Below are 20312 nucleotides of genomic sequence, written 5' to 3'. Positions count from 1 at the left end.
TAATTCTATACCCTTCCAATACAGATGTAAACTGTTATTTTATTGTTTTTGAACATACTTCCACCTAAATCCCATCGCTGTAAGGAACATGCTTTCCGGGTAAAGGAAAATGAATCATAAGTCACACAGTATTTTTAATATTTATATGTCCATTCTTTTGTATCATATTTGGATGCTGCCAATTCTTCCACTTCTTTCAGCTGAATACTGCTGAGTTGATAGGGTTGAAGATAGATCTGAAGAGCTTTCTCAAAACCAGCTTTAAAATGATTTTTCATCGTTTCTACTGTGACAAGCTCCTCCATCAGATCAGCAAGCGGAACTGCTTTCTCCTTAAAACCTTTCTGCATTCTGTTTCTTAATCGTTCATTTGGAAATTTAAACATATCAAACAGCTTATTTTCATCAATTGTCCTTATAAGAGAACCATGCTGGAGAATAATTCCCTTCTGGCGGGTCTGGGCGCTTCCGGCAATTTTTTTTCCGTTTACGACCATTTCATACCAGGAAGGTGCATCAAAACAGACAGCAGAACGAGGATTTCGCAGTTCTGCTTTTTCCAGATCCGTTCTGGGAATAGAAAAATCCGCATTTAACTCCAGCGATCGAAACCCTTCCAAAAGGCCCTGGGAAATTACGCGGTAAGCTTCTGTCACAGTCGCAGGCATTTGTTCATGCGATTCTTTTACGATTACACTGTACGTCAGCTCATCATCATGCAGTACGGCACGTCCTCCCGTTGGTCTGCGGACAAGTCCCGCACCATGGCGCTCCACCCCGCTTAAATCAATATCTTTGTCTATCCTTTGAAAATACCCGAGTGACAAGGTCGCAGGCTCCCATTCGTAAAAACGGACTACCGGTTCAATAAGTCCCTTCCGGTGCCAGTCCATCAGTTTTTCGTCCAGAGCCATATTAAAACCCGGACGCTGTTTTCCTGTATCTATGTATAGCCAAGTTTCCACTGTTATTCCTCCCGACTAATAATATCATACCGAAATAAAACTCCCGGTACAAAAAGAATTCTTCAAGGATTGCACAAATCATTATAAAGGTATATCATTTATAAAGATACTTGTAAATCAACAAAGGAGTGGCACAATGACCTGGTGGATATTGATTATAGTTACGATCGCATTAGCAGTTTTTCTTCTAATCCGTATGAAAAAACCGAACTACCTTTCAACTCTTACTCAAGAAGAGTTTACACAGAATTACCGTAAAGCTCAACTTATTGACGTCCGGGAAGAAAAAGAGTTTAAAACCGGCCACATTCTGGGGGCGAGAAATATACCTCTCTCCCAGTTAAGAATGCGCTCTGCTGAAATCCGCCCTGATAAACCTGTTTATTTATATGATCAAAATGGGACAAGGACCGTTCAGGCTGCGAAGCTTATCAAGAAAAAACGAGGAGCAGAGGAAATTGCCATGCTTAAAGGCGGTTTTAAAAAATGGACGGGAAAAATTAAAAAATAGGCAAAAACCCTGCGGGAGATCCGCAGGGTTTTTTTTAGCGTGCAGCAGTTGCTTCTTCACGCTTATATTTTAATACCGGTTTCCGCGCTGCAGTCGTTTCATCCAATCGCCCTACTACTGTTGTATGAGGCGCCTCCTGTACGGTTTCGGGTGAATTCTCTGCCTCCTTGGCGATCTGAATCATTGCTTCACAAAATTCATCAAGTGTTTCTTTGGATTCCGTTTCTGTCGGCTCCACCATCAGGCATTCCTCGACGTTAATAGGAAAGTAGATAGTAGGGGGATGATACCCGAAATCAAGCAGTCGTTTTGCCATATCCAAAGTACGAACGCCTAATTTTTTCTGGCGTTTGCCGGATATCACAAACTCATGCTTACAGTGCTGTTTATATGGTGTATCGAAATAGGGCTGCAGCCTGCGGAGCATATAATTTGCATTTAACACTGCCTGTAAAGATACCTGCTTCAATCCTTCAGGCCCCATTGTACGAATGTAGGTATACGCCCGTACATTTATGCCGAAATTCCCAAAAAAAGGTTTTACGCGGCCTATAGTATCAGGAAAATTATAAGAGAAAGCATAGTTCCCCTCTTTTTCTACGACAACTGGTGCCGGAAGATAAGGAACCAAATCTTTTTTTACTCCTACCGGTCCTGAGCCAGGCCCTCCTCCTCCGTGAGGAGTAGTAAAAGTTTTATGAAGATTTAAATGCACCACATCAAACCCCATATCCCCGGGCCGGGTAATCCCCAGGATCGCGTTTGAATTTGCTCCATCGTAATAGAGCTTTCCTCCTGCTTCATGAATAATAGAAGCCATTTCTTTAATCTGGCGCTCGAAAAGGCCTAGGGTATTCGGATTAGTCAGCATGAGAGCGGCTGTATCGTCTCCTGTTAATTCACGAAGGTGCTCCAGGTCGACCAGCCCCTCTTCTGTGGAACGTACTGTCAATGCCTCAAAACCAGCCACTACAGCAGATGCCGGGTTCGTCCCGTGAGCAGAATCCGGTACGATAACTTTCGTGCGCTGGGTCTCACCCTTTGCTTCGTGATAGGCACGTATCAACATTAAACCGGTCCATTCTCCGTGCGCTCCCGCCGCCGGTTGAAGAGTCACCTGGTCCATTCCTGTTACTGCTTCCAATGACCTTTGCAGCTTATACATCAATTCCAGAGCACCTTGAATCTGGGATTCCGGCTGATAAGGGTGCAGATGCGCAAATCCAGGATATCTGGCCACATCCTCATTGATCTTTGGATTGTACTTCATCGTACATGAACCAAGTGGATAAAATCCGGAATCGACTCCGTGATTGCGGCGGGAGAGCGCTGTATAATGACGAACCAGCTGCAGTTCTGAAACCTGCGGAATCTCCGCAGATTCTTCACGCTGGAAAAAAGCCGGCAGCATCTCATCCACGTCTATTCTTTCTATATCCAATTCAGGAAGGCTGTGACCTATTCTGCCTTCCCTGCTTAATTCAAATATTAGAGATTGATTGTTCTCTTTCATCGTACTCCCTCCAATTCAGCTGCTAGAGCATCGATTTCTTCTTTCGTACGGAGCTCTGTAACAGCAATAAGCATCTGATTTTGTTTATTTTCGAAAAATCTGCCCAGATCAAGACCTCCAATTATTCCTTTTTCAAAAAGCAGTTCATTTACTTCTTTCGCAGACCTCGAGAATTCCACTACAAACTCATTAAAGAAATATCCCTGCGTAATTACCCGCACACCTTTAGCTTCCAGCATTTTTTTTGCATAATGAGCCTTCTGCATATTTTGTTCTGCCATTTCTTTTAAGCCGTATTTGCCTATAGCACTCATTGCAATAGAAGCACCAAGAGCGTTCAGAGCCTGATTGGAACATATGTTGCTTGTAGCTTTATCACGTCTTATATGCTGCTCCCGCGCCTGCAGTGTCAGAACGAATCCTCTTTCCCCTTTGTCATCCGTCGTTTGTCCGACAAGACGGCCGGGTACTTTCCGCATCAATTTTTTGTTTACAGCAAAATAACCGCAGTGAGGTCCTCCAAGCTGGGTTGGAATTCCAAAAGGCTGAGCGTCTCCTACGACGACATCCGCACCAAACGCACCCGGCGGCTGAAGGATCCCCAGACTCAGCGGGTTAGAGGAAACAATAAAATGACTTTTATTGGAATGAGTAATTTTCTCTATTTTTTCAAGATCTTCAATCTCACCAAAAAAGTTGGGGTACTGCACAATGACACAGGCCGTCTGATCCCCAAACTTTTTTTCAAGATCTTCGATATTAATCAAACCGTTGTTTTCTTCAATTTCGACAACTTTGAGATTCTGCCCGCTGGCATTAGTTTTTAATACTTCTATTGCTTCAGGATGAACAGTTTTCGAAACGAGTATTTCTTTCTTTTTCGTCTGCCCGCAGCTCATCATCGCCGCTTCTGTTAAAGCCGTCGGCCCATCATACATAGAGGAATTGGCAAGGTCCATTGCCGTTAATTCACAAATCATTGATTGAAACTCAAATATTCCCTGCAGTTCTCCTTGAGAAATTTCCGGCTGATAAGGGGTATATGCGGTAAAAAATTCCGAACGTAGGAGCATATGATTGACTACGGAAGGAATATAATGCTCGTAAACTCCGGCTCCGAGAAAGGAAGGATAGTCCTTAATATTAACATTTTTCCCTGCCAGTCTCTGCATTTCCTTAATAAGTGCCATTTCGTGAAGAGCCGGCTCTACTGCCAGCTCTCCTTGAAATTTTATATCATCAGGAATATCTTCAAAGAGTTCTTTAAGTTCCTTTACTCCAATCGTTTCCAGCATCTCAGACTGATCTTCTTCTGTCATGGGCAGATAGCGAAATTCGTTCATTCGTTTAACACCCTTCCCTTTATGATTTTTTTCTTACGTAAAATGGTGTTTTAACAACTTTTGCTTTCAATAATTTTTTTCGAATCTGGACACTGATCTCACTATCCAGGTTCGTATATTCCCTATTAACTACAGCCAGACCAACATTTTTACCGAGCGTAGGGGACTGCGTACCGGAAGTGACAAAACCAATTTCTTTCTCTCCGTCGTAAACTTTGTAGCCGCTTCGGGGAATACCTTTATCAATCATTTCGAGACCGACAATTTTTCGTCCAGGTCCTTCCTCTTTCTGCTTTTTTAAAGTGTCGCGCCCAATAAAGTCTACGCCCTTATCAGGTTTAACAGCGAAGCCTATTCCTGCTTCAATAGGGGTAATATCTTTGGAAAGCTCCTGTCCATAAAGTGCCAGCCGCGCTTCGAACCTCAAAGTGTCCCTTGCACCTAAACCTATCGGCTCGGCACCCTCTTCTATAATTTTTTTCCAGAGGGGCATAGCAGATTCGGGGGCGCAGTAAATTTCAAACCCGTCTTCGCCTGTATAGCCGGTACGAGAAATAAGCACGTTTTCCCCCGCAAATTTCACATTATTTTGAAAACGAAAATAAGTAATGTTCTGAAGTGGGACTTCCGTCATTCTCTGCGCTATTTTTTCTGCTTCCGGACCTTGAACGGCGAGCAGGGCAAATCCTTCCGAAACATTGGCAACTGTTACATTCTCTTCAATGTGGGAGTAGAGCCAATCGAAATCTTTTTCGATATTTGCCGCATTCACCACCAGCAGCACTTCTGAATCTGAGAATTTATACAACACCAGATCATCGACCGTGCCTCCGTCCTCGTAACACATAGCCGTATATTGACACTGGCCTGGTTTGGCTTTTTCCAGATCATTGGTCAGCATTTTCTGTAAAAAGGGGATCGTGTTTTTACCTGTTACTTTAATCTGTCCCATGTGCGAAACATCAAAGAGTCCTGCTCTTTCCCTCACTGTCCGGTGTTCTTCTTTAATAGAGGAAAATTGGACCGGCAGATCCCAGCCCCCAAAATCTATCGTTTTTCCTCCGTACTCTTTATAAGCTGAATAAAGTGGTGTTTTATTACCCATTCAATGCACCTCCATACGATTATGTATCCAGTAATGGTTCTGTTAAAATTTTGAATCTTTTTTAATAGTACAAGCTTCTGCCGATCAGAACACTCACGGTCATTCTTCCACTTTGCAGCGATGTTCATTCATATTCATAACAACAAGCATTAATGGAGCTGAAAACAAAAAAAGACAGAAACGTACTGAATTTCTTCAGTACGCCTCTGTCTTGGTAACCTGAGAGTTTTCTCCTCTTCTTTCGATTACGAAAAGAGGTTTCCCCATGGGTGACCCGTTTTTAACGGGGCTTTCCAGAGATGCGTCCAACAAGAGTCTGCTTTGCCTGAGAGATTCACGCTGACGCGCTTGCTCCTTCGGCGACGGTATAAACCGTTCTCTCCCCTTGCCGTCATTCGCTCATATATAAATTTCTGATTTGTGAAACACCTTTATCGTACCACTATTCACTTTTTTCAGGCAAGTTTATTACACAGTTTTCTTAAGCTTTCTTTATCTAATTATCAAATCACAAAAACAGGTACACTTTTCTCAGCCACCACTTCCCCTCCACGAGTAAATGCCCTTTTCTTCCGTGTAATTAAAACCTGCCTGACTCGTGTAATTATTCTGTTTAATTGTAACTGTCACCTGCCACACTCCAGCATCCATTACAGCAGTACCGTTAATCCCCCCGAATTCGTTATTTTCTACAATAGAAATAGATGAATCCTCTCCCGGGATCTCTTTGAGAATTTTATCTATTCCTATAAACATCATTTGTTTCATCTGTGTTTCTTCTATTTCATGAGCTAGAAGTTCTTTCTCCATTTGATAATTATTGAGGAGATAAAACGTATAGCCGCTGATACATAATATAAACAGCATCGTATAAAGAAGCATAAAGCCCTTTTCATTTTTCACGTCTTAAGTCCCTCGTTTCCCTATACTGAACAGCTCCCTGTGATTTATCCAGGTAACAGGATGCACGAGCCGCTGAAGCCTCATTTTTCCATCAGCTGCAGCCGCAATTTCAAGACCCGTTTCCGTTTGTTTAAAAGTAAAGTGGTCAATATGCTGTAAAGTCACTTCGTGCCCCTGTGCCATTACCCGCCTTCGGATACTGTTGTTATATCTTTCATAGGTTACCGTACGTCCTTCCACCTGCAAAAATAACCTGTCTCCTGATCCAGCTACAGCATAATTTTCGCTTGTTTGAAACTCTTTTTCCAGCTGTTTACTGAATACATAAAATTCATAAGCGGAAAATTCGTTAATAGAAGGTTTTTGATTCATCCAAAAGGCATATCCAGATACAAACAGGGGAATTAACAGCGTCATTATAAAAAGTCCTGTTAATACAGAGAGCATTGAAAATCCTTTTTGATTGTTAATCATAGGCTGGAAGACAAACTTGAATCTGTCTTTTAAAGCTCCCGGTCGCTGTAAGGCAAAACTTTTTCCCTGCTTCACTGTAAACGGCCGAACCACGAAAATCACTCATTTCACCATGGAAAAACCCCGTTACCTGTCTATGCTCCTGTACAAGCTCAAATAATAGAGTGCTTGCTTCTCTCTCAGCTTCCATCATCAAAAATTCCTGATGAACGGTACTGATAATTATTACAAATGCACTTAAAGAAAAGGCCAGCAAAAAAAGAGAAGAAGACATATCCAGCAGTATATACCCTCTATTCGATTTCCAGAAAATAGAACCTCCCCCTTCCTATTTGAAAAACAAGATTATAATTTTTTGACGCTGCTTCCACACGCAGCTGTCCAAAACTTCTCAAATTCCCGTTTGGATTAAATTGCAGCTCGTTTAAATTTAAAGAAAGCGGACGAAAAGCCAGCGGATAACGCGGGATTCTTTCCATTAGCACTTCCCCTTCCGACAAAGCTCTGTATTTCCCATTCTCATAAAATCGGAAATTCACTTCCTTCCCTGCTCTCATAGCATAAAGCTGCATGGCATGCAGATCCTGTTCTAACTGATTCAACAGATATTCCGACTGCATTTGGGCGGATATATCTTTTACGGGAAGAACTGCTGTCATAGCAATGATAGAAGCAAGCAGAAGAGCTGCCATCACTTCAACAAGCGAAAATCCTCTATCATTCATTAACACTGATGGCATTCAAGCCATTAATCGTAATCGAAGAACCATCTGGACATGTATCCCTGTCTACATAGCCTGCTTCCTGCATAGCACTAACCGAAGCTGGTGACTGTCCATCGTTATCAATCTGATAGGCAATAATCTGGGCTTCCACCAGTTCAAGAGTTGCTTCACAGCTCTTGCTGTTAGCTACATTCTGGTTTTTCGTCAGGTTTGGAATAAAAACAAGCAGCAGAATAGATATAATCACCAGTACCACCATTACTTCAATAAGAGTAAAACCTTTTTTATTCTTAATAAACCCCATAAATTTTTTCATGTAAAACTCCTTCAAATATTTTTTATATATCCGTGAAACAAAACGACTATGATCAAAATTTTGTTTTCTTTTCAGTGAACTTTATTGCCAGGTGAAGAAAAGTAGAGGCTGACACTGTTAAATACAGGATTTCAAAGGAGATAAAAATTGAATATTGCTGTACTTTTTTCCTATTCGTCTTTACTTCCAGCTTTTAATTTTATGAAAAAGAATCTATTACGGAAAAGACAGGAAGCATCATAGAAAGAAAAAGAAGTATAACTATAGCTCCGATAAAACAAAATATTACCGGTTGGAAAAAACCGATCGCTTTATTCGTATTCTCATACATCTTTTGAAACAAATAAGCAGCGAAAGTTTCAAGCTCCTGCGCCGCTTCTCCGCGTGACTCTCCAAAAGCCCATACTACAGAAAGCTGAGGAATATAATACGCTCGTTCTTTAATAATATCGGAAAAATTCGTTCCTTCCTCCAGGTGGTGAATAAAGTAATCTGCCTCATACTGAAAAAAGATCAGTTTTGATTCCTCTTTCATAGTCTTCAGTGCCTGCTGTAAAGATAGGCCCCCTTTCAGCATAGGGGCGAGCTGTGCAGCAAAATAATAAGAAATCAGCTGGCGGATGTATTTATGAATAACGGGAATTCTCAACATAACCTCTACCTGCTCAGCAGCAGGTTTTCTTTTAAGCCAGAAAAAAACGAGCAGGCCTGCTCCGACAAAGCTTAAAAATAAAGGAAGTCGAAACCAGTCCATGAAAAGAAGCATGCCTCTGGTCAGCATCGGGAGCTCGTGGTCCATCGCCTGAAAAAACTGCTGAAACTGCGGCAGAATCCCTTCCATCAATACTACACCGAGAAGGAAAACTCCCGAAAGTAGTACCAAAGGATAATGAAGTACCGAGTGCACCTGCTTTTTAAGTTCATACCTTTTTATCAGCATATATCCGGCTTGTTCCAATGCTTTTTGAAAAGCTCCGTGCATTTCAAGCATACGTATAAAGTTGATTATTTCTGCTGAAAACCCCGCGTCAGAAAGCTGTTCAGCAAACATATCGCCTTTTTCCATTTCTTTATAAGCGGTGTGCAGCCACTCCTGTCTCTCTCCTGTTAAAAAGGCCGCGTACAACTCAATAGCTTCTCCAATATTGTAGCCTTCCTCCAAAAGGGAGGCGATTTCCAGAAGAAGCCTTCCTCGTTCCTGATCGTTCGAAAATAATTTTTTCCTCACAAGTAGGCTCCTTTACCAAAACGTTTCCACTCACGTTCGCTGATATACCCAAGAGCTATCCCTTTTCGGAGAAGATATTTCAGATTGAATCTGGGAAGGCCTCCAATAAAGGGTTTATGCAGATTTTCAAATGCCTGCTGCAGCTCATCTTCCATAAGAATTTCATAAAGAGCTTTTCTCCGGCTGATTCTTCTTTTACGGCAGTGAATAGAACAGCCCCCTGTGCAGAAGGGACAGTTCATATCAATTAAACATTGGGCTACTACTCCATAAAGAACTTCCTGAAGATCAGCTTTATCTACACCGAGATCAATCAGTCTTCTTAAAGCATTTGACGTGGAACTGCTGTGAAGACTTGAAATAACCAGATGTCCGCTCATAGCAGCTTTTACTGCAATAGCTGCAGTTTCTTCATCGCGTATTTCACCGATAACGATTAAATCCGGATCATGACGAAGAAGGCTTCTCAATCCCGAGGCATAGGTAACCCCTGCCTTTTCATTGATTTCCATTTGCAGAAGTCCGTTTTCTCTTCTTTCAACAGGGTCTTCAAGCGTCATAATATTTTCTTTTGCACCGCGCATTCTATCTTGTAATAGTGAATACAGTGTAGTTGTTTTCCCGGCTCCCGTGGGGCCGCAGATTAGTATTAAACCATGGGGGCTATGTATAAGTTTCTGAAGGTTGGCAGCCTGCTCAGGGAACAGGGCCAGGTTATGCAGGGTGTCCGATTTTTCGTATGGAAATACCCGAAGAACGAGTGTTTCCATTAAGGAGGAAGGAAAAGTGGAGAGGCGGATAAATACAGTTCTATGCTCGAGCTTCATTTCAATTCTTTTATTCTGAGGGCGTCTTCTCTCTCCAATATCCATACCGGAAATGAATTTCATGTGGGAGATAAGTTTTCTTCCAGCCTGGTGAGTAAGCCTGTCTGAATCAATAAGCTGTCCATCCAGGCGCAGCCTGATAATCACGCCTTCGTCATCTGGAAGAATATGAACGTCAGAAGCTCTCAGGGCTACCGCTTCCTTAATGATATTTCTTAACTTTGAAGCTGCTTCCATATATCACTCTCCTATTCTTATTTTTTACTGCACAAGAACATACATTCGACATCCTGTCATAAAACTCCTTCTAAATAAATAAAAAACCCGCAAAAAATCTGCGGGTTTTTTATTTATTGTTTATTCTGTTCTTCGTGAAGGGCCTCTACATCTTTTCTTAGTCTGGCTTTTGTTTCTTCTATTTCCTGCACTACCTGCTGGGCAAGCTTTCTTCCTTCAGATTTCTCTGATTCCATAATCCCTTTTACATCTCCGGCGAGGTCTTCTTTCATAGAAGAAGCTTTTTGTTTAACGCCTGCCGATTTTTCAGAAATTCTTTCAAGCTGCTGTTTTGCAGCAGTAGTGAACTCTTCAGATTTCTCTTTGGCAGTCTGGGAATATTCAGAACCTTTTTCTTTAGCGGTACTCTTCAACGAGGTTCCTTTTTCTTTTGCAGTGTTGGTCCACTCAACACCTCTTTCTTTTGCAGTGTTGGACCATTCAGTTGTTCGGTCCTTCGCTGTAACTGCCTTTTCATTCAGATCATTACGAAGCTCTTTACCTGATTTTGGTGCCATAAGAATAGCTGCTGCTGCTCCTATGATGCTTCCTAGTAAAGCCCCCAGTGCGAAATCTTTAGTGTCCATTTTACTCATAAACTGTTTCCTCCTTTAAAGACGTTATGTATTAAGTTCTACATAACATTAATAATACCTTTATTTTCAGTAATTTAAACCCTTAACAACAATTTTCTCTTTATTCTTCAAAAATACTTATATTACTAAAAGTTAAGTAAGGAATAGTTTACAAATCACCTGAAATAGATTTATAATAAAGTGAACTTGTTTGTGTTCATTTATGCGTACTTAGTTACATACAAAGGAGGGGAAGTCATGGAGCGCATGTATCGGGTTCTCGGGTTCTGGACGGGGATATTTGCCGTTTTGTTCCTCGTAGGAGAAATGGTTGAAGCATCTATATTGTTTTTTGCTCAAACCGGCGTTTTTATTGCACTCAGCTATTTGAAGCTGTCTGAACGTGCCTACGTTTATATTTTTGGGGCCTATTTAACTGTTTTTTTCGTCGGTTTCACGTATTATACGACATTTATTATGATCCCCGGTGTAGGCGAGCATTAAAAGCTCCCTTTACCTGAAAGCTGTATCCCGCAGGCGTGCTGTAGCGCCTTCAGGATACAGCTTTTTTTAATTATAGCTGTGATTAAGTCCGGGCCGCTTACTTTAATAAAATGGGACGGGGAACCGTTTTTCGGGTATAGAAGACTACTACTCGAATAGGCGGAGGAACCCATGAGCCTCCCAAGCCTGGCCCCGTTTTCTGTCAAGGCAGCCTGTTTTGTAAAGGTAGACTGAATTACAAATTTACTTGAAGCGTCTGAAAAAATTAGAAATAATAAAGCCTGTCGCCGAATACAATTATATACAAAAAACACCTTATTTATGCTCCTGACCCAGATTCACTTGAAAAGGTGAAAGGTCAGGAAGCTTAATAAGGTGTTTCGTTACCCGTTTATCTCTGCTGTTATGCGTGAGTCCGGGAATAATTTTCTTTATCGGCTTGCTTACTTCAAGTCGAAACGATCAGCGTCCATGATTTTTACCCAGGCAGCGATAAAGTCTTTAACAAACTTTTCTTTGTTATCGTCCTGAGCATAAACTTCAGAAAGAGCACGCAGTACGGAGTGTGAACCGAAGACAAGATCCACTCTTGTTGCAGTTCTTACTAATGCACCAGTTCTGATATCATGCGCTTCATACGTTCCATCATCTGCAGCAGACCACTCAACACCCATGTCCATAAGGTTCACAAAAAAGTCATTCGTGAGTGTTCCGACACGATTAGTGAATACGCCGTGCTGTTTGCGGCCGTAGTTGGCGCCAAGAACACGCATACCTCCAACAAGGACTGTCATTTCTGGAGCAGAAAGACCGAGCAGCTGTGCTTTATCTACTAAAAGTTCTTCCGAGCTTACCTTATATTCTTTCTTTTGGTAGTTCCTGAAACCATCTGCCACCGGCTCCAGCGCTTCAAAGTTCTCAATGTCTGTCTGTTCCTGCGCAGCATCTCCTCGTCCTGGAGTGAATGGAACTGTTACATCAAAGCCGGCATCTCTGGCGGCCTTCTCAACAGCAGCGCTTCCGCCAAGAACTATTAGGTCAGCGATGCTTACATATTTATCCAAGTCATTCTGGATACCTTCGAAAACAGCGAGAACTTTTGAAAGATGTTCCGGTTCATTTGCTTCCCAGTCATTCTGTGGAGCAAGACGGATTCGGGCACCATTTGCACCACCGCGCATATCAGACTGGCGGAACGTGCTGGCAGAAGCCCAGGCCGTATTTACAAGTTCACCGACCGTAAGTCCAGAATTCAGAAGTTTAGCTTTCAAATCTTCAATTTCTGCCTCCGTCAGGTCATAATCAGGTGTTGGAACTGGATCCTGCCAGATAAACTCTTCGTCAGGTACTTCCGGACCGAGGTATCTCTCTCGAGGACCCATGTCACGGTGAAGCAGTTTAAACCAGGCACGTGCAAAAACATCAGCAAATTCGTCTGGGTCAGCGTGGAATCGACGGGAAATTTTTTCATAATCAGGATCCATTTTCATTGCCATATCTGCTGTAGTCATCATGATCGTAACCTGTTTGGAGGAATCACCAGCATCCGGAGCCAGATGTTCTTCCGGAGGATTTGCCGGTTCCCACTGATAAGCTCCGGCAGGGCTCTTCGTAAGCTCCCATTCATTACCGAACAGAACATCAAAGTACGACATATCCCACTTCGTTGGGGTCGGAGTCCATGCTCCTTCAATTCCGCTCGTAATTGTATAAGGGCCGTTGCCTGTTTCGTGAGTGCTCTTCCAGCCCAAGCCTTGTGCTTCAATTGGAGAATTTTCTGGTTCGTCTGCTACATGCTCAGGGTCTCCAGCACCATGTGCCTTACCAAAAGTATGTCCTCCGGCAGTTAATGCCACAGTTTCTTCATCGTTCATACCCATCCGTTTAAATGTATCGCGGATATCAAAAGCACTTCCCAGAGGGTCCGGCTTACCGTTCGGTCCTTCAGGATTCACGTATATTAAGCCCATCTGTACAGCGGCAAGTGGGTTTTCCAGCTCACGCTCTCCGGAATAGCGCTCGTCACCAAGCCATTCAGTTTCAGGACCCCAGTTGACATCTTCTTCCGGATGCCAGATGTCTTCGCGCCCCGCGCCGAATCCAATAGTTTTTCCTCCCATGGATTCAATCGCTACATTACCAGCTAAGACGAGAAGGTCAGCCCAGGAAATTTTGTTGCCATATTTTTGTTTAATCGGCCACAGAAGACGGCGGGCTTTATCAAGATTTCCATTATCCGGCCAGCTGTTCAGTGGTGCGAATCGCTGAGAGCCGCTTCCCCCGCCTCCGCGTCCATCGTGCATACGATATGTTCCGGCAGCATGCCAGGACATACGGATAAAGAATGGACCATAATGACCATAGTCCGCAGGCCACCATTCCTGACTGTCTGTCATAAGAGCATGAAGATCTTTTTTCATTGCATCGTAGTCCAGTTTCTTAAATTCTTCAGCATAATCGAAATCTGCACCAAGCGGGTTTGTTTTCGTATCATGCTGATGAAGAACATCCAGACTCAGCAGGTTCGGCCACCAGTCTTGGTTTTTCGTGCCCCCTAAAGGTTTCCCAGGGCTTCCCTGGTGTGCGACGGGGCATTTCTCCATGTTTCCATTTTCATTCATATCCATACTTTTTCCCCTTTCTTTTTAGGAGGAATAAACAGAAATTAAATCTGCTTTTCCCCGCATGAAAATTTAAATGTGGAATCAATATTTATTCTCACTTTGTAATTATAATAAATTATCAGCTAAACCAAAAGTAAAACGCAGTAAATAATAACAACTTATGATTTTCAGTAAACAAAACTGTCGATAAATTGTTATTTCCGCTTTTGAAAATTGTATAATCTGCCTACCAAAGCTAGGACAAATAAAAGTTTTTATTTATTCACCATCCAAATCCATTGATGAAAGGATTCGTTTCCTTCTCTTCTCCAATGGTTGTTTCCGGTCCGTGGCCGTTAAGTATTTCAGTTTCATCAGGAAGCAGAAGCAGTTTTTCGTGAATTGAGTCCAGCAGAACTTCCTGGCTTCCGCCAGTTAAATCGGTTCTCCCAACGCCTCCCCTAAAAAGTACATCACCTGAAAATGCGAGATTTTCATGCAGAAAATAATACGTCACACTCCCTGGAGAATGCCCGGGCGTTTCAAATAAATAGAAGGCAAATGGACCTATTTCTTTTTCTCCTTCCTCTGTCCACAGATTTTCCGCTTTTTTGCAGCTGATTTCTTCTATTCCAGGGAAAACTCCTGAACCATTCAGCTTAGTATTTTCAAGCCACTCATTTTCTGCTTCATGCAGATAAACCGGACATTGCAGCTCTTCCCGCACTTTTTCAAGAGCGCCGATGTGATCAAAATGGGCGTGTGTAAGAAGGACAGCATGTACTTTTATATTTAACTCTTTAATCCGTCCGAGCAAAAAATCTGCTTCGCCTCCCGGATCAACAATTAACCCTTCACGGTCTTTATAAATAATGTAGCCGTTCGTCTGCAGCGGTCCTAATGGAATTCTCTCATACTTCATATGTATACCTCCTTTCTAAGATCATTATAATTGAAAAAAAAGTACTTCACAAAAACTTCTCCTATCTCTTCAAAAACTCCTACTCGACAAGCGTAACAAAAAAAAGTAAAATATGAGTTGATAGAACCGCCCGACCGGATCAGAATTTATCAGAGCTGACTACGGTCTCGTTATACTGGTATAAGGAGGTTTACACATATGTTTCTTGGTCTTATTACTTTAGGTGTTGCTATTTTATCATTCTTCGGTCTCATTGTTGAAGCAAAGCGAAAAAACGTTTTCGGAGCCGGCTTCGCATTTCTTTCCTTCGCAGTTTTTGGCTGGTTCTCAGTATGGACTCTATTCGCAGTCATCTTTACAGGCGGCGGCGGTGTTGTAGCTTAGCTTTTTAAAAAAGGTTAAATACATCGGAAAAACCAGATCCTTTTTAATAGGATCTGGTTTTTTATTTAGACTGCCCTGAAAAATTAAAGATCTACTACAACATATTAATAACTATTCTAATTTATGCTTCTGTTAACAGCCGCTGTCGTTACTATCAGGGTGGAGGCCGGATTCAACTGATCTATTCCACCCTGCGGTCCGAAAGGGTGGTGCTCGTTCTTCATCGGCACAGAGCCGCCACATGCAGACTCCAGCGTCCTTGGTAGAAACATGTTTTTATTCGTTCTGCCTATATATATGAATAAAAAGGTCTTTTCATCCATCATAGTGCAGCAGTCATTCATAACTGTCTCTGTCAGCGTTTTCTTGTATTTATAAAAAACTGCGCTGAAGCTCTACCGTAGAGGGACCGCTGGCTCTCTTTAATAAAAAAATTGACAGATACTTGCTTTAATTTTAGTTTACATAACAATATTACGGTCTTACTTTGTTTGAAAAAGCCCATGATACGCTCTTAAGGCTGTGCTTGTATGCAGGGGACCGGGGGAAGCAGTCGTAATGTTTTCCTGGGCAAAATAGGAAATTTTCAATATTAAGCCTCTCATCCTGGAAGACGGGTGTTTAATGAGCCACCTCTGCAGAAGCAGCCCTCCTGCCGCTGCAACGTAGGAGCTTATACTCAGGGATTTTTCAAAACTTAAAATTGGCCAAAGAACTGCAAATATCAGAAAAAGAAACAGGAAATATAAAACAACCAAATTCGTTGAGCAGTTTCTGTTAACTGCTGATGCACCGTTCATCGATAGATTTTTTCTTTTATTATTTGCTTTATACGAGAAAACTTTGTGCTCTGCTGCGTGATACTGTCTCATAGACCGTGGAAACCAGAAATGAAAACTAAAAAGGAGCCATATGAATGTATAAAAAGGAACAGCAGGAAAATCTGCTGTCCGGGAAATAATAATAGCGAGAAGACCCCCTGTAAATATACTGTATTCTCTAAAAGAGAAAGAGGATAAGAACCAGCACGCAGCATAACAGAGGTTCAGAAATGTTTTTTCTTTCACCCATTGCCCGCTCCGGTGTCCTTTATTCCAGGCACAGGAAACATATTGGCTGTTGAAGAACATGACTCCTTGAGGAAAAGAAAGTCCTCTAGTCATATAAACCTCCTAAATATCTGCCTCTTCTACCACCCAATGATGCTCAGGTATTCGATTCTGCAGCTGCTCAATTAAATTTACAGGTTCGTCTATTTCTATTTCTGCACCTGCCCATGTGTGATAATAGCGAACCGCTTCAATTGTAGTGTCTGAGTCCACTTTCCAGGACCCTATGGCACCTATAATCTGTTCTTCTTCAGTATAGGTAGGGAAAGAGGCCGCTATGCCGTCATCAGTATAAAACCAGTCTTCCGATTCGAATAAAACATTATCTGCATGGGTTAGTTCTAATGTTGAATTTTCTACTTCTCCATCAAAAACAATTTCTATATAATCATTGCCAGCAAGTCCATCTGCGGGGTAACTTCCCCATTCCCATGCAATTTCTTTTGGATTGTCATTTGATACACTTATATCGATATTCTGTTGAAGGTCAGCATTAGAAAGCGTGGAAGAATCACTTAATGAAAAATATCCAAATATAAAAAGCCCGGCCATTACGAATAAGGGCAAAAAGATGATCGTTTTATTGCCTTTCAAGTTTTTCACGCCCCTTTTTCAATAAAAGTCTGCTTTGCAATCCAGGCCGCTCCAATGACCCCGGCATCATTCCCGAGAGTGGCGATATTAATTTTCGTATCCTCTGCAATTTTCGGAATTGCATACTTTTTGAATTCCAGCCGCAGTTTATCCAAAAGGAAGGACCCAGCCCTTGAGACACCGCCGCCAAGAACAATTATATCCGGATTAAGAGAATTAGAAAGGTTTGCCAGAGCAAATCCTAAATGTTCCATCGCTTCATTGACAACTTGTCCTGCAACTTCATCTCCCTTTTTAGCCCCATCCAAAACGTCTTTTGCCGTAACAGCACCATTTTCTTTCAAGACACTCTGCAGGAAACCCTGCTGCTCACGTTGTACAGCTTCGAGTCCTAATCTTGCAATGCCTGTTGCTGAGGCCACTGTCTCCAAACAACCTTTTTTTCCACAGTTACAGCGCGCGCCCCCTTCTTTTATTGAGGCAATATGACCGATCTCGCCGGCCATTCCGCTCTGGCCGTGAATAATTTCTCCACCGGCTATTATTCCGCCTCCTACTCCCGTGCCGAGAGTAACAGCAAGCAGATTGGATGCACCTTCTCCTGCACCTTTCCACTTTTCTCCCCCTGCTGCAAGGTTAGCATCATTATCGACTACAACAGGGACTCCCAGCAGCTCTTCCAGCTCTTCTTTAAGCGCATAACTTTTCCAGCCCACATTAACTGCCTCATAAATATAACCATTTTCTACATCTATAAACCCTGGAGCTCCTACACCTGCAGCGACTATTTTGAAATTCATTTTTTCCTGCCTGGCCTTCAAAGATGCAGCAGCTTCCTGCATGATGTATCTGCCGTCCTCTTTTTGATTGGTAGTGATCTCCCATTTATCGTGAATCGTACCTTCTTCACTAATAAAAGCCATTTTAACTGTCGTGCCTCCTACATCAATTCCAGCTAATACTTTCTGTACCATTGTACCCCCTGCTTCCTCAAAAAAGTCATTGATTTTCTTAATCCATCTATTTTCGTTCGTGCTTTTTTAAAGCATTTTTTTTGACGGCTACTGCTGTTAAAGCTTCCATAAGAAAACTGTCGTCAATTATTCCAAGCTGGTGCTGTTCTCTGAGTTCTTCTGTGATTAATTCGAGATCAGCTTCCTGGCTGCCAGTATAAATAACTGCATGATAATCCCGCAGATGCTTTAACAGCTCCAAATAAGTCACCTTTACTCCTCCTTAATCAATGTCCGACTCACATTATACCAGTTCTGCTCTTCTCCGTGCACTAGTTTCTCCTCTACTGTTGAAAGACGCTTGAGTATCTGAATATTTCATGATAAAATTAGATTGTTCATCATTTCACATTATGAGAATAGAGGGTTAAAAAATGAGCAAAGAAAAGCTGGAAAATATTATTCAACAGGGTATTTACGGAACGCCGGAACTGCGCCCCGAGGAAAAACATTTATTTCTCGGCACGTTTGCAGAAAGAGTCAGACTTGCACTAACCAATGGACAGGTTTATAAAAAAGGAATGTACGATGAAGCTTTGCGGCTGATGAAATCAAAAAATGATGTCCGCATGCTGATTAATGGTAATCTCCCTTATACTTCCTACAGCAACTATATAAAAGCTGCAGATGAGTCAGATACACCATTTACAATTCATAACGATTTTCATTCTACCCCTCTTGGAATCGTTTTCACCGCAGAAACAGCCGTCCATGAAGAAGATCGGATGTTTATAAAAGACGATCTTTTCGAATATGATATGAAGGAAAAGTAAAACACCGGCAGGGATCTTATTTATCCCTCCGGTGTTTTATCCAGTATTTCTTCTCTTAAATCTTCGTAATCCGAATTATTCTCCAGTTCCAGCGCCCGTTCCACCAGTTCCTGTGCCTCGTTGAAATTTTCTCTCTCATAAGCTATTAATGCCAGGTTGTAATAAGCTTCGTGAAAATCCGGACGTATAACGAGAGCTTCACGCAAATATCCTTCAGCCTCTTCATATCCGTCCATAGACAAATGAGCGTAAGCGAGCAGAAAATACGTGTTTGAACGAAGAGTTTCTTCCGGGATGGGCCCTTCCTCTACGTTCATCTCCAGAACGTTTTCAAAATAGGATATGGCATCAGCCATATCTTCATCTTCAACTGCCTCACGCCCGAGTTCATAATAAACAGCCTGGAGCTGAGGACTTTCAGGATCCTGGGTATACCCTGCAAACACAAGCACAACTCCCACTGCTGCGGCTGCAAGCAGAGCACCTGTCTGTATTTTAAAACTGCTTCTTCCTGGAAGTGAAACCATAGCAGAAGCTGCAAAACCTCCCACTAATCCTCCAATATGAGCACCATTATCTACCATCGGAACTAAAAATCCAAATGCCAGGTTAATGACAAGAATGACTACTACATTCATGCCGAAAGTACGAAAGAAAAGACGTCTGTTTCTCAGCCCAAAATATAAGAGGGCCCCGAATAATCCAAAAATAGCACCACTGGCGCCTGCTGAAATGTTATCGTTGAAAACAAAGCTTGCCACGGATCCAAAAAAACCAGCCGTGAAATATATGAATATAAAACGGTAGGAACCAAAAATCCTTTCAACAGCGTTGCCCAGAAAGAAGAGGGCTAATGAGTTCATAAATAAATGAAAAAATCCAATATGAAGAAACATAGCACTGAAAAAGCGCCACCACTCTCCGTCCAAAATAAGCGGATCAAATTTAGCACCCATATTTATTAAAGTACGCGTACTCATTGATGAGCCCTGTAATTCCATCATTAAAAACACGATAAAAACAGCAGATATAAGTGTAAAAGTCAGCGTAGGCTTCCCATACATAAATATACTTCGCTCTTCTTCATTCTTTTTTTCGTAAGTTCTTCGCACACTGTTACGCAAAACATTTTTAATATGTGTCTGATGTTCTTCTTCCTCCATTTGATTATCCGGTGTGTAAGACGGCATTTCATGGAGCTTCCACTCGGTTGCAAGTGGAAACAACTTTTCCTGAAGTTCTTTCATTGGAATAAGAATTGTACGCATCTGTTTTTTTCCACCTGCTGTAAAAGGCAGCGGTTTCGAAACATCATCTTCATAGCTGTCAACTGGAGGCAGTGGAGCGAAAATTACATTTGTTACGTTAGCATGTTTCAGTTTCAGTTTTTTTCTTACCGTTTTGGCTGATTCGTGCACACGTTTAATATCTACGCGAAGCTGCTTGCTCCAATCATAGCTTTTCAGCTGAAGACGCAGAAGGCTGCCGTTTTTTTCCCGTGTATCCTCCAGCCATACGACGGGTCCTTCTTCATTCAGGTGAACAATCTGAAATTTTTCTTCGTTAATAAGATGATAAACGGTCTCCCAAAACCGTACTTCGGCTGCTAAATACTCCAAACAACTGCCTCCTTTCCCTCTATAGTTAGG

At 42.1% G+C, this 20312-nt stretch carries 24 protein-coding genes and 1 riboswitch; of the genes, 4 read left to right on the top strand and 20 right to left on the bottom strand.

Going from position 1 to position 20312, the window contains the following annotated elements:
* Window positions 1–134 precede the first annotated feature (134 nt).
* On the bottom strand, window positions 135–914 hold the full coding sequence (locus tag FTX54_RS07355; protein ID WP_422387431.1) for a lipoate--protein ligase family protein: 780 nt from the start codon (window positions 912–914) through the stop codon (window positions 135–137).
* A gap of 187 nt (window positions 915–1101) precedes the next feature.
* Here FTX54_RS07355 and FTX54_RS07350 point away from each other — a divergent pair, with 187 nt between their 5' ends.
* Window positions 1102–1476 (top strand): rhodanese-like domain-containing protein, encoded by a 375-nt coding sequence (locus FTX54_RS07350; RefSeq protein WP_147802880.1) that lies wholly within the window; start codon window positions 1102–1104, stop codon window positions 1474–1476.
* Between the two features lie 34 nt (window positions 1477–1510).
* Here FTX54_RS07350 and gcvPB read toward each other — a convergent pair whose 3' ends face one another.
* From gcvPB to FTX54_RS07295, 11 genes are all read right to left on the bottom strand, one after another.
* A complete protein-coding gene (gene gcvPB / locus FTX54_RS07345; protein WP_147802881.1) occupies window positions 1511–2989 on the bottom strand; it encodes an aminomethyl-transferring glycine dehydrogenase subunit GcvPB in 1479 nt (492 codons plus the stop codon).
* Window positions 2986–4332, bottom strand: coding sequence for an aminomethyl-transferring glycine dehydrogenase subunit GcvPA (gcvPA, locus tag FTX54_RS07340; protein WP_187254470.1), 1347 nt, complete (start codon window positions 4330–4332; stop codon window positions 2986–2988). The genes gcvPB and gcvPA overlap by 4 nt, the downstream gene beginning before the upstream one ends.
* Window positions 4333–4351: 19 nt before the next feature.
* On the bottom strand, window positions 4352–5437 hold the full coding sequence (gene gcvT, locus FTX54_RS07335) for a glycine cleavage system aminomethyltransferase GcvT (protein WP_147802882.1): 1086 nt from the start codon (window positions 5435–5437) through the stop codon (window positions 4352–4354).
* 302 nt (window positions 5438–5739) lie between these two features.
* Window positions 5740–5832: riboswitch (glycine riboswitch) on the bottom strand.
* Between the two features lie 136 nt (window positions 5833–5968).
* Complete coding sequence (locus FTX54_RS07330) at window positions 5969–6340, bottom strand: hypothetical protein (protein WP_147802883.1); 372 nt, start codon at window positions 6338–6340, stop codon at window positions 5969–5971.
* Window positions 6341–6343: 3 nt separating this feature from the next.
* On the bottom strand, window positions 6344–6757 hold the full coding sequence (locus FTX54_RS07325; protein ID WP_187254471.1) for a ComGF family competence protein: 414 nt from the start codon (window positions 6755–6757) through the stop codon (window positions 6344–6346).
* Between the two features lie 49 nt (window positions 6758–6806).
* Window positions 6807–7007, bottom strand: a complete 201-nt coding sequence (locus FTX54_RS07320; RefSeq protein ID WP_147802885.1) for a hypothetical protein — start codon at window positions 7005–7007, stop codon at window positions 6807–6809.
* Window positions 7008–7107: 100 nt separating this feature from the next.
* Entirely contained in the window at window positions 7108–7554 is a 447-nt protein-coding gene (gene comGD, locus FTX54_RS07315; RefSeq protein WP_147802886.1) for a competence type IV pilus minor pilin ComGD, read from the bottom strand.
* Complete coding sequence (gene comGC, locus FTX54_RS07310; RefSeq protein WP_246125567.1) at window positions 7532–7855, bottom strand: competence type IV pilus major pilin ComGC; 324 nt, start codon at window positions 7853–7855, stop codon at window positions 7532–7534. The genes comGD and comGC overlap by 23 nt, the downstream gene beginning before the upstream one ends.
* Window positions 7856–8054: 199 nt before the next feature.
* A complete protein-coding gene (gene comGB / locus FTX54_RS07305) occupies window positions 8055–9083 on the bottom strand; it encodes a competence type IV pilus assembly protein ComGB (RefSeq protein ID WP_147802887.1) in 1029 nt (342 codons plus the stop codon).
* Window positions 9080–10147 carry a competence type IV pilus ATPase ComGA gene (gene comGA / locus FTX54_RS07300; protein ID WP_147802888.1) on the bottom strand — a complete coding sequence of 356 codons (1068 nt, stop codon included), beginning with the start codon at window positions 10145–10147 and terminating at the stop codon, window positions 9080–9082. Before comGA ends, comGB begins: the two co-directional genes overlap by 4 nt.
* Window positions 10148–10260: 113 nt before the next feature.
* Window positions 10261–10782 (bottom strand): YtxH domain-containing protein, encoded by a 522-nt coding sequence (locus tag FTX54_RS07295; RefSeq protein ID WP_147802889.1) that lies wholly within the window; start codon window positions 10780–10782, stop codon window positions 10261–10263.
* A 237-nt stretch (window positions 10783–11019) separates the two neighbouring features.
* Between FTX54_RS07295 and FTX54_RS07290 the strand changes: the two genes are divergently transcribed.
* Window positions 11020–11265, top strand: a complete 246-nt coding sequence (locus tag FTX54_RS07290; RefSeq protein ID WP_147802890.1) for a DUF2626 domain-containing protein — start codon at window positions 11020–11022, stop codon at window positions 11263–11265.
* Between the two features lie 443 nt (window positions 11266–11708).
* Here the strand turns inward: FTX54_RS07290 and katG are convergent, their stop codons facing one another.
* Both katG and FTX54_RS07280 read right to left on the bottom strand, forming a co-directional pair.
* Complete coding sequence (gene katG, locus FTX54_RS07285; RefSeq protein WP_147802891.1) at window positions 11709–13892, bottom strand: catalase/peroxidase HPI; 2184 nt, start codon at window positions 13890–13892, stop codon at window positions 11709–11711.
* Between the two features lie 259 nt (window positions 13893–14151).
* A complete protein-coding gene (locus tag FTX54_RS07280; protein ID WP_147802892.1) occupies window positions 14152–14790 on the bottom strand; it encodes an MBL fold metallo-hydrolase in 639 nt (212 codons plus the stop codon).
* A gap of 198 nt (window positions 14791–14988) precedes the next feature.
* On the opposite strand from FTX54_RS07280, the gene FTX54_RS07275 reads away from it, so the two are divergent.
* Window positions 14989–15174, top strand: coding sequence for a DUF2759 family protein (locus FTX54_RS07275; RefSeq protein WP_147802893.1), 186 nt, complete (start codon window positions 14989–14991; stop codon window positions 15172–15174).
* A 116-nt stretch (window positions 15175–15290) separates the two neighbouring features.
* Here the strand turns inward: FTX54_RS07275 and FTX54_RS07270 are convergent, their stop codons facing one another.
* From FTX54_RS07270 to FTX54_RS07255, 5 genes are all read right to left on the bottom strand, one after another.
* Window positions 15291–15446, bottom strand: a complete 156-nt coding sequence (locus FTX54_RS07270) for a hypothetical protein (RefSeq protein ID WP_187254472.1) — start codon at window positions 15444–15446, stop codon at window positions 15291–15293.
* Between the two features lie 210 nt (window positions 15447–15656).
* The gene (locus tag FTX54_RS16820; protein ID WP_422387430.1) at window positions 15657–16046 is read right to left on the bottom strand and encodes a DUF1385 domain-containing protein; all 390 of its coding nucleotides are present in this window, start codon (window positions 16044–16046) and stop codon (window positions 15657–15659) included.
* A 300-nt stretch (window positions 16047–16346) separates the two neighbouring features.
* Window positions 16347–16877 carry a hypothetical protein gene (locus FTX54_RS07265; RefSeq protein ID WP_338485751.1) on the bottom strand — a complete coding sequence of 177 codons (531 nt, stop codon included), beginning with the start codon at window positions 16875–16877 and terminating at the stop codon, window positions 16347–16349.
* Window positions 16878–16882: 5 nt separating this feature from the next.
* The gene (locus tag FTX54_RS07260; RefSeq protein WP_147802897.1) at window positions 16883–17851 is read right to left on the bottom strand and encodes an ROK family glucokinase; all 969 of its coding nucleotides are present in this window, start codon (window positions 17849–17851) and stop codon (window positions 16883–16885) included.
* A 46-nt stretch (window positions 17852–17897) separates the two neighbouring features.
* Window positions 17898–18101, bottom strand: coding sequence for a YqgQ family protein (locus FTX54_RS07255; RefSeq protein ID WP_147802898.1), 204 nt, complete (start codon window positions 18099–18101; stop codon window positions 17898–17900).
* Window positions 18102–18264: 163 nt separating this feature from the next.
* Here FTX54_RS07255 and FTX54_RS07250 point away from each other — a divergent pair, with 163 nt between their 5' ends.
* Window positions 18265–18663 carry a YueI family protein gene (locus FTX54_RS07250; protein ID WP_147802899.1) on the top strand — a complete coding sequence of 133 codons (399 nt, stop codon included), beginning with the start codon at window positions 18265–18267 and terminating at the stop codon, window positions 18661–18663.
* Window positions 18664–18683: 20 nt separating this feature from the next.
* On the opposite strand, the gene FTX54_RS07245 is transcribed toward FTX54_RS07250, so the two are convergent.
* Window positions 18684–20282: a rhomboid family intramembrane serine protease gene (locus FTX54_RS07245; protein WP_147802900.1), complete on the bottom strand. Its 1599-nt coding sequence runs from the start codon at window positions 20280–20282 to the stop codon at window positions 18684–18686.
* Window positions 20283–20312: the final 30 nt, after the last annotated feature.

It is taken from the genome of Alkalicoccus halolimnae (assembly GCF_008014775.2).
GTDB lineage: Bacteria > Bacillota > Bacilli > Bacillales > Salisediminibacteriaceae > Alkalicoccus > Alkalicoccus halolimnae.
This window is presented reverse-complemented; position numbering and strand designations above follow the sequence as displayed.

Excerpts from the sequence above, each read along its gene's own strand:
- FTX54_RS07355 (WP_422387431.1), bottom strand. The coding sequence starts at position 914 with ATGGCTCTGGACGAAAAACTGATGGACTGGCACCGGAAGGGACTTATT.
- FTX54_RS07350 (WP_147802880.1), top strand. The coding sequence starts at position 1,102 with ATGACCTGGTGGATATTGATTATAGTTACGATCGCATTAGCAGTTTTT.
- gcvPB (WP_147802881.1), bottom strand. The coding sequence starts at position 2,989 with ATGAAAGAGAACAATCAATCTCTAATATTTGAATTAAGCAGGGAAGGC.
- gcvPA (WP_187254470.1), bottom strand. The coding sequence starts at position 4,332 with ATGAACGAATTTCGCTATCTGCCCATGACAGAAGAAGATCAGTCTGAG.
- gcvT (WP_147802882.1), bottom strand. The coding sequence starts at position 5,437 with ATGGGTAATAAAACACCACTTTATTCAGCTTATAAAGAGTACGGAGGA.
- FTX54_RS07325 (WP_187254471.1), bottom strand. The coding sequence starts at position 6,757 with ATGACGCTGTTAATTCCCCTGTTTGTATCTGGATATGCCTTTTGGATG.
- FTX54_RS07320 (WP_147802885.1), bottom strand. The coding sequence starts at position 7,007 with ATGATGGAAGCTGAGAGAGAAGCAAGCACTCTATTATTTGAGCTTGTA.
- comGD (WP_147802886.1), bottom strand. The coding sequence starts at position 7,554 with ATGCCATCAGTGTTAATGAATGATAGAGGATTTTCGCTTGTTGAAGTG.
- comGC (WP_246125567.1), bottom strand. The coding sequence starts at position 7,855 with ATGAAAAAATTTATGGGGTTTATTAAGAATAAAAAAGGTTTTACTCTT.
- comGA (WP_147802888.1), bottom strand. The coding sequence starts at position 10,147 with ATGGAAGCAGCTTCAAAGTTAAGAAATATCATTAAGGAAGCGGTAGCC.
- FTX54_RS07295 (WP_147802889.1), bottom strand. The coding sequence starts at position 10,782 with ATGAGTAAAATGGACACTAAAGATTTCGCACTGGGGGCTTTACTAGGA.
- FTX54_RS07290 (WP_147802890.1), top strand. The coding sequence starts at position 11,020 with ATGGAGCGCATGTATCGGGTTCTCGGGTTCTGGACGGGGATATTTGCC.
- katG (WP_147802891.1), bottom strand. The coding sequence starts at position 13,892 with ATGGATATGAATGAAAATGGAAACATGGAGAAATGCCCCGTCGCACAC.
- FTX54_RS07280 (WP_147802892.1), bottom strand. The coding sequence starts at position 14,790 with ATGAAGTATGAGAGAATTCCATTAGGACCGCTGCAGACGAACGGCTAC.
- FTX54_RS07275 (WP_147802893.1), top strand. The coding sequence starts at position 14,989 with ATGTTTCTTGGTCTTATTACTTTAGGTGTTGCTATTTTATCATTCTTC.
- FTX54_RS07270 (WP_187254472.1), bottom strand. The coding sequence starts at position 15,446 with ATGTTTCTACCAAGGACGCTGGAGTCTGCATGTGGCGGCTCTGTGCCG.
- FTX54_RS16820 (WP_422387430.1), bottom strand. The coding sequence starts at position 16,046 with ATGAGACAGTATCACGCAGCAGAGCACAAAGTTTTCTCGTATAAAGCA.
- FTX54_RS07260 (WP_147802897.1), bottom strand. The coding sequence starts at position 17,851 with ATGGTACAGAAAGTATTAGCTGGAATTGATGTAGGAGGCACGACAGTT.
- FTX54_RS07250 (WP_147802899.1), top strand. The coding sequence starts at position 18,265 with ATGAGCAAAGAAAAGCTGGAAAATATTATTCAACAGGGTATTTACGGA.